The 13,234-nt window shown below is 33.9% G+C and carries 12 protein-coding genes; 9 read left to right on the plus strand and 3 right to left on the minus strand.

What is annotated here, in order from left to right:
- Positions 1-89: 89 nt before the first annotated feature.
- The 3 genes from acs to ACW5R3_RS06770 all read left to right on the plus strand — a co-directional run bounded on the left by acs (position 90) and on the right by ACW5R3_RS06770 (position 3,728).
- On the plus strand, positions 90-1,997 hold the full coding sequence (gene acs / locus ACW5R3_RS06760) for an acetate--CoA ligase (protein WP_456576245.1): 1,908 nt from the start codon (positions 90-92) through the stop codon (positions 1,995-1,997).
- Between the two features lie 240 nt (positions 1,998-2,237).
- A complete protein-coding gene (locus tag ACW5R3_RS06765; protein ID WP_456576246.1) occupies positions 2,238-3,008 on the plus strand; it encodes an NYN domain-containing protein in 771 nt (256 codons plus the stop codon).
- Positions 3,009-3,095: 87 nt separating this feature from the next.
- On the plus strand, positions 3,096-3,728 hold the full coding sequence (locus ACW5R3_RS06770) for a MarC family NAAT transporter (RefSeq protein WP_456576247.1): 633 nt from the start codon (positions 3,096-3,098) through the stop codon (positions 3,726-3,728).
- Here ACW5R3_RS06770 and ACW5R3_RS06775 read toward each other — a convergent pair.
- On the minus strand, positions 3,715-4,926 hold the full coding sequence (locus ACW5R3_RS06775; protein ID WP_456576248.1) for a multidrug effflux MFS transporter: 1,212 nt from the start codon (positions 4,924-4,926) through the stop codon (positions 3,715-3,717). The genes ACW5R3_RS06770 and ACW5R3_RS06775 overlap by 14 nt on opposite strands.
- Before the next feature lie 176 nt (positions 4,927-5,102).
- Between ACW5R3_RS06775 and ACW5R3_RS06780 the strand changes: the two genes are divergently transcribed.
- From ACW5R3_RS06780 to ACW5R3_RS06805, 6 genes are all read left to right on the plus strand, one after another.
- Positions 5,103-6,203, plus strand: a complete 1,101-nt coding sequence (locus tag ACW5R3_RS06780) for a sensor histidine kinase (protein WP_456576249.1) — start codon at positions 5,103-5,105, stop codon at positions 6,201-6,203.
- A 3-nt stretch (positions 6,204-6,206) separates the two neighbouring features.
- The gene (locus tag ACW5R3_RS06785; RefSeq protein WP_456576250.1) at positions 6,207-7,535 is read left to right on the plus strand and encodes a sigma-54-dependent transcriptional regulator; all 1,329 of its coding nucleotides are present in this window, start codon (positions 6,207-6,209) and stop codon (positions 7,533-7,535) included.
- Positions 7,536-7,716: 181 nt separating this feature from the next.
- Positions 7,717-7,851, plus strand: coding sequence for a hypothetical protein (locus ACW5R3_RS06790; protein ID WP_456576251.1), 135 nt, complete (start codon positions 7,717-7,719; stop codon positions 7,849-7,851).
- A gap of 66 nt (positions 7,852-7,917) precedes the next feature.
- Positions 7,918-9,213, plus strand: a complete 1,296-nt coding sequence (locus ACW5R3_RS06795; protein WP_456576252.1) for a Glu/Leu/Phe/Val family dehydrogenase — start codon at positions 7,918-7,920, stop codon at positions 9,211-9,213.
- A 12-nt stretch (positions 9,214-9,225) separates the two neighbouring features.
- Positions 9,226-9,639, plus strand: a complete 414-nt coding sequence (locus ACW5R3_RS06800; protein WP_456576253.1) for a GreA/GreB family elongation factor — start codon at positions 9,226-9,228, stop codon at positions 9,637-9,639.
- Entirely contained in the window at positions 9,639-10,016 is a 378-nt protein-coding gene (locus ACW5R3_RS06805; protein WP_456576254.1) for a hypothetical protein, read from the plus strand. The genes ACW5R3_RS06800 and ACW5R3_RS06805 overlap by 1 nt, the downstream gene beginning before the upstream one ends.
- Before the next feature lie 127 nt (positions 10,017-10,143).
- On the opposite strand, the gene ACW5R3_RS06810 is transcribed toward ACW5R3_RS06805, so the two are convergent.
- Positions 10,144-11,685 carry an acyl-CoA carboxylase subunit beta gene (locus ACW5R3_RS06810; protein ID WP_456576255.1) on the minus strand — a complete coding sequence of 514 codons (1,542 nt, stop codon included), beginning with the start codon at positions 11,683-11,685 and terminating at the stop codon, positions 10,144-10,146.
- 47 nt (positions 11,686-11,732) lie between these two features.
- A complete protein-coding gene (locus ACW5R3_RS06815) occupies positions 11,733-13,175 on the minus strand; it encodes an acetyl-CoA carboxylase biotin carboxylase subunit (RefSeq protein ID WP_456576256.1) in 1,443 nt (480 codons plus the stop codon).
- Between the last annotated feature and the right edge of the window lie 59 nt (positions 13,176-13,234).

Here is a 13,234-nt window from a genome sequence, read left to right on the forward strand (position 1 = left end):
GACTGCTTTAAAAGTAGATGGTTAACTAAGTATAAAAAATAATCATTGAGCATGTTTTAAAAGCTGCTTGAAATTTAAACAAACAAATCATGAGTAATTATCATATAAAACATTTAGAAGAATATTATCAAGTTTATCGTAAGTCGGTTAGAAACCCTGAAAGTTTTTGGGAAGAGATAGCTGAGGAGCATTTTATGTGGCGAAAAAAATGGGATAATGTATTAAGTTGGGATTTTTCTAAACCCGAAGTGAAATGGTTTGAAGGTGCTAAATTAAATATTACCGAAAACTGTATAGATAGACATTTGTATACTCGAGGTGATAAAACAGCCATAATTTTTGAACCCAATAGTCCAGATGAAGATGCATTACATATTACCTATAGAGAATTGCACGAACGTGTGTGTAGATTTGCCAATGTATTAAAAGATAATGGTGTAGGTAAAGGAGATCGTGTTTGTGTTTATTTGCCCATGATTCCTGAATTAGCTGTTTCGGTATTGGCTTGTGCTAGAATTGGTGCAATCCACTCCGTTGTATTTGCGGGCTTTTCATCTACTGCATTGGCAACTAGAATTAATGATAGCGATTGTAAATTGGTTATAACAAGTGATGGTTCCTATAGAGGTGCTAAAACAATAGATTTAAAAGGTATTGTTGATGAAGCCTTGGAAGATTGCCCTGGTGTAAATACTGTTTTAGTAGCAAATCGTATTAATTCGGATATAAATATGAAATCCGGACGTGATAAATGGTTACAGCCATTATTAGATGATGCTTATCATGACTGTGTTCCAGAAATCATGGATGCTGAAGATCCGCTGTTTATTTTATATACATCAGGTTCTACAGGTAAGCCTAAAGGTATGGTTCATACTACGGCTGGATATATGGTTTATACAGCATATACCTTTAAAAATGTGTTTCAATATAGAGAAGAAGATGTGTATTGGTGTACAGCTGATATCGGTTGGATTACTGGGCATAGTTATATTGTTTATGGACCATTGTGTAATGGAGCAACGACTGTTTTATTTGAAGGGGTACCTAGTTACCCAGATTTTGGACGTTTTTGGGAAATTGTAGAAAAACATAAAGTCAACCAATTTTATACCGCTCCAACAGCCATTAGAGCATTGGCTAAAGAAGGAGTAGAGCCTTTAGAGAAACATGACTTGTCTTCATTAAAAGTCTTAGGTACCGTAGGTGAGCCAATTAATGAAGAAGCTTGGCATTGGTATGATGATAATGTAGGGAAGAAAAAAGCTCCAATTGTAGATACGTGGTGGCAAACTGAAACAGGAGGTATTATGATTACACCTATTGCATTTGCTACACCAACAAAGCCAACTTATGCAACTTTGCCTTTTATTGGTATTCAACCAGCTTTAATGGATGAACATGGAGCAGAGATAAAAGGTAATCAAGTGGATGGTAGATTATGTATAAAGTTTCCATGGCCAAGTATGGCTAGAACTATTTGGGGAGACCACCAACGTTATAAAGACACCTATTTCTCAGCTTATGATGATAAGTACTTTACAGGTGATGGAGCACTTCGTGATGAGGTTGGTTATTATCGTATCACTGGGCGTGTTGATGATGTTATAATTGTTTCTGGGCATAATTTAGGTACCGCTCCAATAGAGGATGCTATTAATGAGCATCAAGCTGTATCAGAAAGTGCTATTGTTGGATTTCCACATGATATTAAAGGAAATGCATTATATGGCTATGTAACCTTAAAGGAAACAGGAGAAACTAGAAATCATGATAATTTACGTAAAGAGATTAATCAGATTATTACCGAGCAAATAGGACCTATCGCGAAACTTGATAAAATCCAGTTTACAAATGGTTTACCTAAAACGCGAAGTGGAAAAATTATGCGTCGTATCTTACGTAAAATAGCAGAAAAAGATACAACTAATTTAGGGGATATCAGTACGTTATTAAACCCTGAATGTGTTCAGGAAATTATAGATAAAGCCATTTAATTCGTTTAAGACTAAAAAAGGTAAACAATGTTTAGGTTAAATTGAATTTGTTTACCTCGCTTTTATGTTTTGATTACGTAGTGATATAAATCAAAAAATAAGAGAAGCTTATTAAATAGAATGCTATAATTAACGCAATCCATAAAAAAAAGAATGTAAAGCCGTTTCAGATAAAAAATGAAACGGTTTTTTTATGCCTGAAAGTATGGATTGGTTACCTTTAAGAAAATTTTAAAAACTATGGATATTAAACTTGCTGTACTGATTGATGGTGACAATATACCGTCTGCTTATGTTAAAGAAATGATGGAAGAAATTGCTAAATATGGTAATCCAACAATCAAACGCATATATGGAGATTGGACAAAACCTCATTTAGCTAAGTGGAAGAATATGCTACTTGAAAATGCTATAACACCCATTCAGCAATATGGTTATACCACAGGAAAGAATGCTACCGATAGTGCTATGATTATTGATGCCATGGATATTTTATATAGCGAAAAAGTTAATGGTTTTTGTTTGGTTTCAAGTGATAGCGATTTTACACGTTTGGCAACTAGGCTTCGTGAAGCGGGAATGCAGGTTTATGGTATTGGTGAAAAGAAAACGCCGCAACCTTTTATAGTAGCTTGTGATAAATTTATATATATCGAAATTCTTAAAAAAGCATCTGCTGATAATGATAGTGATTCGGAAGATAAAAAGAAAGCATCCAAAACAACTTACGATAACATTACACCAAAAGATATACAGTTTATCTCGCAAACTATTGATGACTTAGCTGATGATGATGGTTGGGCCTTTTTAGGTGATGTTGGTAGTTTGTTGCAGAAAAAACAACCTAATTTCGATTCACGTAACTACGGATTTGCAAAATTAACCCCATTAATAAACTCTATAGATAATTTTGAAATTGATAAACGTGAAAGCGGAAATGGTCGCTTTAAATTGGTGTATGTAAGAATTGCTGAAAAAAAATCTAAAAAACAAACACGTCGTAAACGTTAGGTTTAAACTTAACAATTTTCATAACATAGGTTAAAATTCCCGTAACCTGCAACTTGATTTAAAGTAGTGAATTTGTAGCAAAAAACTATGGATTTATTTTTAACAAGTTTTGGGGCGCTATTCTCTATTATGAACCCGCTGGGAACCGTACCTGTTTTTGTAGGGTTAACTCAAGAAAACACACGTAAGGAGCGTTCGGTAACTGCTTTTTGGACAGCTCTTAACGTCTGGATTATTCTTTTGCTTTCATTTTTTGCAGGTAAGTATATTTTATCATTTTTCGGAATCAGTCTAAACGCCTTAAAAATTGCAGGAGGACTAATTATCGCATCGTCAGGTTTTGCTTTGCTAACAGGTAAATTTAGAGAGCACAAAGGGATGAAAAGAGAGCGGGTTCAAAAAGATATTCATACACGGGATGCTATTTCATTAACACCATTAGCTATACCAATGTTGGCAGGACCTGGAACAATTTCTCTTTTAATAACTTTCAATCAAGAATACCAAGAAGTGTTACAAATAGCAACTATTTTAGCAGCTATGTTGGTAACAACCATATGTATTTACGGTATTTTGAAATCGTCGCATTTAATTGTTAAGTTTTTAGGTGCTTCAGGAATCAATGCATTATCACGAGTAATTGGATTTGTTGTAATCGCAATAGGTGTAGAGTATATCATTTCGTCTACGGTATCTATCTTAGAGGCTATTCAGTTTTGATTTTTCTTTTTGCTACTAAAAATAAGCACACAGATAAAACACCACATACTGAAAAACCAATAAATAACGGGAGTACACTTTCTTGCACAAAACTGCCTATAAAACTAGCTATTGGAACAGCCATAATAGTACTACAAAATCCGTTAATGGCAGCACCAACCCCAGCAATATGTCCAATAGGTTCCATGGCTAAAGATCTTAAATTACCAAACAAAAAACCTATTGCTGTAAATTGTAAAGCAAAGAAAACAACCAAAACAGACAAATCAGGATTAACACCAGAATGGAATAAAATAACATATAATATAGAAACAATACAATAGCAAATAGCTGCAGTATACGCAATGCGTTTCATTCCAAAGCGCAATACTAATGTGCTATTTAAAAATGTAGAAAAACCAATGGAAATTGCTAGACTAGCAAAAATATATGGAAAAAGCTCAGCAAGATTATATTGATGCTCAAAAATTTGTTGCGATGTGCTTAGGTAAACCATAAATGAACCTGTTATTAATCCAGATATTATGGTGTAGGCAACAGCATCTTTATGACGATAAAACTCTTTAGCTCCAGCAATAAATAGTTGCGAAGTTAAAGCGGTTCTTTTTTCTTTAGGATGTGTTTCTGGTTGGCGTTTGTAAAACCAAATCATAACTAAGACACCAAAGAGTAGATTTACATAAAATATTGAATGCCAATCATAAAAAGTAATTAGAAACTGACCTAAAGTAGGAGCTATTACTGGTACTAAAATGAATATCATTACCACAAACGACATGACTTTCGCCATATAATCGCCACTATACGAATCCCGAACCATGGCTATGCTTAAAGTTCGAGGTGCAGCAAGACCAACACCTTGTAGAATTCTACCAAAAATCATTAATTCAAAATTAGTTGTCGTAACGCATAATATACTTGCCGCCACAAATAGGAGAAAACCGATATAAATAATAGATTTTCTGCCAAAACTATCTGATAAAGGTCCAAAAATAAGCTGACCAAAGCCTAAGCCCAAAAAAATCATAGTTATTAAAAGTTGATTTTTGGAAACGTCGGTAACTCCCATATCGCTAGCAATATCAGGTAACGCAGGTAAAAGTGCATCTATGGATAATGCAACAATGGCCATTAATGAAGCCATAAGTGCAATAAATTCAATATTTACGGAATTTGAGGAGTGGTCTGTAACTTGCATCTTGCAAAATTACTTCAATTAAAATAATATTAAACCGACCTAGGTTATAAGAGATTGTTAATTCTTTTAGATTAACTTATTTATAGGACTCTTTTTGATTATTTGACATTAAATGGCTTAAATTTTTAGCAGTTTCATAATTAATTAATGTATTTTTGCGATATTAAATTTAGTATATGTCGCCGCTAATTTCTGTAGAAGAAAAGTTAAATGAACGTATAAAAGAACTAACCTGTTTATATACAGTAAGTTCCTATATTGCTAATTGTAATTTAGATGATTTACATCCAACATTGCAAGAAATAGCAAGAAGTTTGCAACATGCAATTTTATATTCGGAAGAGGCATCTGTTGAAATTTCAGTAGATAATGCGTTGTTTTTTGCAGGACAGAAACCCGTTAATCAGGTTTTTATGATTTCAGCTATAAAAGCATTTAACGTGCCTATAGGCTCAATTAAGGTAGGCTATTCTAAAGCTAAATTTAGTGCCAATAGTTTTTTAAATGAAGAGAAGCAACTTATAAATAAGATTGCCTCGGAAATTGGAAACCTTTTTGAAAGGAAACAAATTATTGAAAAAGAAGCATTATCACGTCGCCAAGTACAACGTGCAGATCGGCTTTCAATTTTAGGTGAAATTACTGCAGGAATTGCCCATGAATTAAATACACCTTTAGCTAACATTTTAGGTTATTCCGAATTATTAAAAGATCAATTTCAAGATAATAAAAGTGTTATTAGTGATTTAGATAAGATTATGAGTAGTGCTATTTATTCTCGTGAAGTGGTTAAAAAGCTCATGTTCTTTTCTTGTGATATGCCTCAGCAAATGGAACTCACAAATATTTCTCCAATTATTAGAGATGCTATCAGTTTATTAAAACCTAATTTCTCTAAAAAGAAAATTAGCTGTGATTTGGATATTTCAGATGAGGTTATCATGTATAGAGTTGATAGCATTCAGCTTACTCAGGTGGTTTTTAACTTAATAATTAATGCTATTTATTACTCACCAGAAAACGGTGTGATACGTGTAAAAGTTTTTCAAAACGAAACTCAAATTGGTGTTGAAATTAGTGATGAAGGTTCTGGTATTAACCCTAAAAATGGAGATGACATTTTCGATCCGTTTTTTACAACCAAACCTGTAGGCGAAGGTTCTGGTTTAGGATTAAGTGTTGTTCATGGTATTATTAAAAGCCATAAAGGAAGTATAAAACACAAGCCTAATAAGCCTAAGGGGACTGTTTTTAGTATTAATTTCCCAAAGAATTAAGTTATGTCGTTTAACCGTGAAAATATATTATTGGTTGATGATGATGTTCATATTTTAGAACTTCTTCAACGCCATTTGCAAGCATTAAATTATTATACATTTAAAGCCGTTTCTGTAAAAGAAGCTATAAGCATATTAAAAGGAGAATCGATTGATTTATTGATAACCGATTTAAAAATGCCAGGCGTTGATGGTTTGGAACTCGTAAAATATGTATCCGAACATTTTCCAACAATTCCAAAACTGGTGGTAACAGGCTACCCTTCAGTTGATGGTGCTTTGGAAGTTATGAAATCTGGAGTTATGGGTTACTTAACTAAACCTTTTACCAAAGATGAGCTAAAAACGGCTGTCACCAAAGCATTAGATGTGCGTAAGCAACCATCGGAGAAGCACTTTTCTTCGGATAAGGATGCTACAAGTTATGGTGAGATAATTGGTAAGTCAGACGCGATTAAAAAAGTTACAAATGTTATAGACCGCGTAAAAAATAATAAGGCAACTGTTTTTATTTCAGGGCAGAGTGGGACCGGAAAAGAAGTTGTAGCAAGAGCTATTCATGAAATGGGGAAATATTCAAAATCACCATTTATAGCCGTGAATTGTGGAGCTATTCCTGAAAACTTATTGGAATCAGAACTGTTTGGTTACACCAAAGGTGCTTTTACTGGTGCTGATACCAATCGTGATGGTTTTTTTCAAGCGGCACAAAATGGTACTATATTTTTAGATGAAATAGGAAATGCGTCTTTAGCAACACAATCTCGTTTGTTACGTGCTTTACAAGAAAAGGAAGTTATGCGTGTAGGGTCTCAAAAAGTCGAGCCTATAGATGTTCGTGTTATAGCAGCAACTAATGTAAATTTGAAACAATTAATTGCAGAAAAGCGGTTCCGGGAAGATTTATATTACCGTTTAACAGTTGTTGAAATTTTAGTTCCCACATTAAAAGATCGTAAAGAAGATATCGCTTTATTAACTAATAAGTTTTTATTTAAATACGGGGTAGAATTTAAAGACCGTGTTGTATCCATTTCAGATGAAGCGTTAAACGCATTAGAACGCTATAATTGGCCTGGAAACATTCGTGAATTAGAAAATGTAATTCAACGTGCGGTAATTATGTGTGACAGGCAAGTTACCATTGAAAATCTTCCCGAAGAATTAAAATATAAGATTACATTTCCAGATGATGATCAGCAGCTAAAACCATTGAAAATAGTTGAGAAAGACTATATATTAAAAGTTTTGGAGGCAACTAATAATAATAAAACTAAAGCAGCAAAAATTTTACAAATAGATAGAAAAACATTGAGTGAAAAAATAAAATAAGGCAAAATAGAGTGGGTAAATATTACGCAATTGGGTAATTATTACACAAAGCTATTTTAAGTGTTTTTAAACTGAACAATCATATGGTGCTTATAATTAGTGATTTACAGGTTTAATTGGTTTTTGTTTTCTTTTTTGGCACACAGCTTGCTAATATAGAAAGCAAATGTAAAATCAATTTATGAGTCAATCAGTTGAAAATAGTTTGTGCCAGGACTGCAAGGTTGAAAAATCGTGTATTCTAACAGCAGATAAAAGCTTTATTTGGTCTTGTAGTGAATATGAAGTAGCTACCGTAAGCCAGTTAAAACAATAAACAACTATAAGTACTTCCATAAAAATTAAATTTGGGATGCTTTTGAACTTATTTAAATAAATAAAAATGTCATTAACAAAACAAGTAAAAACTAAAAAACAGCCTAAACAAGGGATGTTACAAAATGTTATGAAGCAGTTTGATTCGGCTGCCGAAATGGTTGACTTAAACCCTAACATTAAAAAAATATTAGCAGTAACTAATAATGAATTAATTATTCATTTTCCTGTTCGTATGGATAATGGTGATGTAGAGATTTTTAAAGGTTACCGTGTTCAGCATAACAATGCATTAGGACCATACAAAGGTGGTTTGCGTTTTCACCCGACAATTGATATTGATTCTGTTAAAGCATTAGCTATGTGGATGACATGGAAAACATCATTAGCAGGATTACCATATGGTGGTGCTAAAGGAGGTATTCAAATGGATCCTAAAAAATATTCTAATGCAGAATTAGAACGTATTACAAGACGTTTTACTTATGCTTTGGGTGAAAATATTGGGCCAGAACATGATATTCCAGCTCCAGATGTAAATACAAATGCACAAACAATGGCTTGGATTGCAGATACATATATGTCTACAAAAGCGCCATCGGAACGTTCAAAAAATCAGCATGTTGTAACAGGTAAGCCTATTGGTTCAGGTGGTTTAGAAGGTCGTGATAGAGCAACTGGTTTTGGTGTGTTTCTAACTATTAAATATTGGGCAGAAAGTAAAAACATAGACCTTACTGATAAGAAATTTATTGTTCAAGGTTTTGGTAATGTTGGTTACTGGGCTGCTCACTTCTTAGAACTAGAAGGGGCTAAAATGATAGGTGTTCAAGATGCTTTTGGTTCTATTTCTAAAACCGATGGTATATCTGTAGAGCATTTATTCGATTATATTAAAAATAACAACGGTGCCGTACAAGGTTTCCCAGGTTCAACAGCTGTTTTAAAGGAAGATTTCTTTGGTTTAGACTGTGATATTTGTATACCTGCAGCTTTAGGTAACCAAATTACTGCTGAAAATGCTTCTAAAATTAAAGCTTCTTTAATTGCTGAAGGTGCTAATGGTCCAACAACTGTTGAGGCTGAAAAAGTATTAAGCGATAGAGGTATTGTAGTTATACCAGATATTTTATGTAATTCCGGAGGTGTAATTGGTAGTTATTTTGAATGGTTACAAAACCGTAATGGTGAGCTTTGGGAATTGGACGAGATTCTAGTAAAAATAGATAAAAAGATTCGTGAAGTTTTTAAACGTGTATTAAAAACATCTGAAGAAAAAGAAATAGATATGCGTTCAGCTGCTTATTTTATAGCTATTGAGCGTATTGAAAAAGCGTATATTCAACGTGGGATTTTCCCATAAATAGTATATGTGATGAAATACGGTCACTTAATATTAGAGAAGAAAGAATATGTGATATTAAAGAGCTTGTTGAATTTATCTAAAAATTATAAACAAGACACACGTAAATATTCTGTTAAACGACTTGAAACTGAAATGAAACTTGCTACCATTTATGATGAAGAACTGATGCCTATTGATGTTATCAGATTCAACTCGGTAGTAACTGTAGCAACAGATGATGGTTGGGAAAACACTTTTGAACTGGTATCGCCTAGTGATAAAGATTCTCTAAATAATAAAGTTTCTATTTTGACACCAATGGGGTCTGCTGTTATAGGATATGCACAAGGTGATGTTCTAGAGTGGGAGTTTCCAGCTGGCGTTAAAAAACTCCGTATTGTAAATGTCACACAGAATAAATTTAACAAACAACATCAATTATAATGGAATCGAACTCATTTTCAAACCCAAATACCGATGAAGAAATTATTCTAGCAAAAAGAACTCAGGAATTAGACATTTGGATTTCACATCTGAATTATATGTCTGAAGAAGGTGATTATTTAGCTAAAATAGCCTCAAACAAGCTTGATGATAAAAAATTAAGAGATAGTTTGTTGGATAAACTAAATCAGAATATAACGGTTTTAAATGAGCTTTATAATTACAGAAGTTCAATTGAAAAGTATAATGAATGTGATGAACTAGAGTGTGATATTTACTATGTTAATTTACACGATACCTATTGCTCAAAATATATAAAGCATATAGAAGCATATCGTGAAATTAAGAATCAAGTTTATTTAAAAATACTCATGTAGTAGTTTTTTAATAATTAGTTATGTGTACAAGCCATACCCGTGAGTGTATGGCTTGTTTTTTTATAAAAAAAAAAACACATAAGTATGATTCATACTTATGTGTTTTAAATTTGATTTAGTTATTTTTTTATAACGGAATGTTTCCGTGTTTGCGTTTAGGCTTGTCTACTTTTTTGTCTTCTAACATAGCAAAAGCTTTTATTAATTTACGTCTAGTAGTTTCTGGCAAAATAACTTCGTCTATAAAGCCGCGTTGTGCTGCACTATAAGGATTAGCAAATAAATCGGCATATTCTGCTTCTTTTTCTTTCCATTTAGCTTCTTGGTCGTCGGCTGCATTAATTTCTTTTTTAAATATAATTTCAGCAGCACCTTTAGCACCCATAACAGCTATTTCAGCAGAAGGCCAAGCAAAATTCATGTCTGCTCCAATGTGTTTGGAGTTCATAACATCATAAGCGCCACCATAAGCTTTTCTTGTAATAACGGTTACTCTAGGAACTGTTGCTTCAGAAAAAGCGTACAGTAGTTTTGCACCATGAACAATAATTCCATTCCATTCTTGATCTGTTCCTGGTAAAAAACCTGGAACATCTTCTAATACAAGAAGTGGAATGTTAAAAGCGTCACAGAATCGTACAAATCTGGCTGCTTTTTTAGCACTGTTTACATCTAAAACACCCGCTAAAAACATAGGTTGATTGGCTACAATACCGATACTTTTTCCACCTAATCTGGCAAAACCAACAATAATATTTTCAGCATGATCCTTATGAATTTCATAAAAAGAATCGGTATCTATAATACCAGATATTACAGCATGCATATCATAAGGCTTATTGGCATTATCAGGAATGATATTAGCCAAATCATTACGCATCTCATCTGCTAATTCAAAAGGTAAATCTTTAGGTTTCTCTTGATTGTTTTGTGGTAAATAACTTAATAATTTTTTGATGTCTTCTAAGCATTCAACATCATTAGTTGCTGTAACATGAGCAACTCCAGATTTCGTTGAATGTGCGCTTGCTCCGCCTAATTCTTCACTAGTAACATTTTCATTAGTTACCGTTTTTACCACATTAGGTCCTGTAACAAACATATAACTGGTGTCTTGAACCATTAGGGTAAAATCGGTCATTGCAGGCGAGTATACTGCACCGCCAGCACAAGGGCCCATTATAGCTGAAAGTTGAGGGATGACACCTGATGCTTGTACATTTCTGTAAAAAATATCGGCATAACCTCCAAGAGAACGAACGCCTTCTTGTATACGAGCACCACCAGAATCATTTAATCCAATGATTGGAGCACCAACTTTTACGGCTAGGTCCATAACTTTACAGATTTTTTCAGCATGTGTTTCGGAAAGTGACCCACCAAAAACCGTGAAATCTTGAGCAAAAACATACACTAACCTACCAGCAACTGTACCGTAACCAGTAACAACACCATCACCATAATATTGTTGTTTGTCCATACCGAAATCTTTTGTTCGGTGTGTAACTAGAGCGCCAATTTCTTCAAAAGAACCTTCATCTAAGAGATAAAGAACGCGTTCACGGGCGGTTAGTTTTTTATTGGCATGTTGTTTTTCAATGCGCTTTTCACCACCACCTAAATAGGCTTGGGCTAATTTTTCGTTAAGAGTTTGTATTTTAGAATCCATATATGCTATTCGTTGTATGGTTTTTTGTTTTAAAGTTTGATCTGTAATTATTTTACGGGAATACGTAATAATTTTTGATCTTCAATATATTGTTTTACAGCTATCATAGCGGCAATTTTTGCTTCCGCTTCTTGATTTTCTTTGAGTGCTTCCGGTGAATAATATTTCTTTACAAAATGTGTGTCGAAATTTCCAGAACGAAAAGCTTCATGCTTACAAACAAAATCTCCGAAAGGTAATGTTGTTTCAATACCTTGAATTTGATAGTCTGCTATGGCTGAAATCATTAATTCGATAGCCTCCTCACGGGTATCACCATAAGTAATAAGTTTAGATAACATCGGGTCATAATAAATTGGAATATCCATGCCCTGCTCAAAACCATTATCAACACGAACTCCTGGACCAAAAGGTAGTTTGTAGATTTCTAAATTTCCTACGCTCGGTAAAAAATCGTTTAATGGATCTTCAGCATAAACGCGTAATTCTAAAGCATGGCCAGATATTTTTAAATCAGATTGTGTTATTGGTAGAGCTTCGCCACGTGCCACACGAATTTGTAGTTCTACTAAATCGGTATTAGTGATTAGCTCTGAAACAGGGTGTTCTACCTGTAAACGTGTATTCATTTCTAAAAAATAGAAGTTGTTATCATCATCCAATAAGAACTCTACTGTACCAGCACCTAGATAATCACATGCTTTAGCTACTTTAATGGCAGCTTCTCCCATTTTATCACGTAATTCGGGAGTTAATACTGATGATGGCGCTTCTTCTACCACTTTTTGATGACGGCGTTGTATACTACATTCGCGCTCAAATAGGTGAATAATATTACCATGAGCATCTGCCATAACTTGAATTTCAATATGGCGAGGAGAGGCAACATATTTTTCTATAAAAACAGAGCCATCACCAAAAGCATTTACAGCTTCACTGATAGCACGATCCATTTGAGATTCAAAATCCGCTTCATTTTCTACTATACGCATACCTTTTCCACCACCACCGGCAGAGGCTTTTATAAGAATAGGAAATCCTATTTCGGTAGCAATTTTTTTAGCAGCAGGTATATCCGTTATGGCTTCTTCTGTTCCTGGTACCATAGGAATATCGTAATGCTTAACGGCATCTTTAGCAGCTAGCTTACTTCCCATAACTTTTATGGCTTTGGATTTTGGTCCAATAAATATAATGTTGTTTGCTTCGCAGGCTTCGGCAAATTCAGCATTTTCCGATAAAAATCCATACCCAGGGTGAATGGCATCAACGTTTAAGTTTTTGGCAACTTCAATAATTTTATCTCCTAGTAAATAGGATTGGTTTGATGGTGCTTCACCTATTAAAACAGCCTCATCAGCGTATTTTACATGTGGTGCATTCCGATCTACAGTTGAATAAATAGCAACTGTTTTAATGCCCATTTTTTTAGCACTTCGCATGACACGAATAGCAATTTCACCACGATTAGCAATTAATATTTTTTTCATCCTTGCATGTATATTTTGTCTCCGTAATTCTGAGAATTAATTGTTGGAGTCTTTTTTAG

The organism is Algorimicrobium bowmanii (genome assembly GCF_054031195.1).

Coding starts and splice junctions, on each gene's coding strand:
- acs (WP_456576245.1), top strand. CDS start 90: ATGAGTAATTATCATATAAAACATTTAGAAGAATATTATCAAGTTTAT.
- ACW5R3_RS06765 (WP_456576246.1), top strand. CDS start 2,238: ATGGATATTAAACTTGCTGTACTGATTGATGGTGACAATATACCGTCT.
- ACW5R3_RS06770 (WP_456576247.1), top strand. CDS start 3,096: ATGGATTTATTTTTAACAAGTTTTGGGGCGCTATTCTCTATTATGAAC.
- ACW5R3_RS06775 (WP_456576248.1), bottom strand. CDS start 4,926: ATGCAAGTTACAGACCACTCCTCAAATTCCGTAAATATTGAATTTATT.
- ACW5R3_RS06780 (WP_456576249.1), top strand. CDS start 5,103: ATGTCGCCGCTAATTTCTGTAGAAGAAAAGTTAAATGAACGTATAAAA.
- ACW5R3_RS06785 (WP_456576250.1), top strand. CDS start 6,207: ATGTCGTTTAACCGTGAAAATATATTATTGGTTGATGATGATGTTCAT.
- ACW5R3_RS06790 (WP_456576251.1), top strand. CDS start 7,717: ATGAGTCAATCAGTTGAAAATAGTTTGTGCCAGGACTGCAAGGTTGAA.
- ACW5R3_RS06795 (WP_456576252.1), top strand. CDS start 7,918: ATGTCATTAACAAAACAAGTAAAAACTAAAAAACAGCCTAAACAAGGG.
- ACW5R3_RS06800 (WP_456576253.1), top strand. CDS start 9,226: ATGAAATACGGTCACTTAATATTAGAGAAGAAAGAATATGTGATATTA.
- ACW5R3_RS06805 (WP_456576254.1), top strand. CDS start 9,639: ATGGAATCGAACTCATTTTCAAACCCAAATACCGATGAAGAAATTATT.
- ACW5R3_RS06810 (WP_456576255.1), bottom strand. CDS start 11,685: ATGGATTCTAAAATACAAACTCTTAACGAAAAATTAGCCCAAGCCTAT.
- ACW5R3_RS06815 (WP_456576256.1), bottom strand. CDS start 13,175: ATGAAAAAAATATTAATTGCTAATCGTGGTGAAATTGCTATTCGTGTC.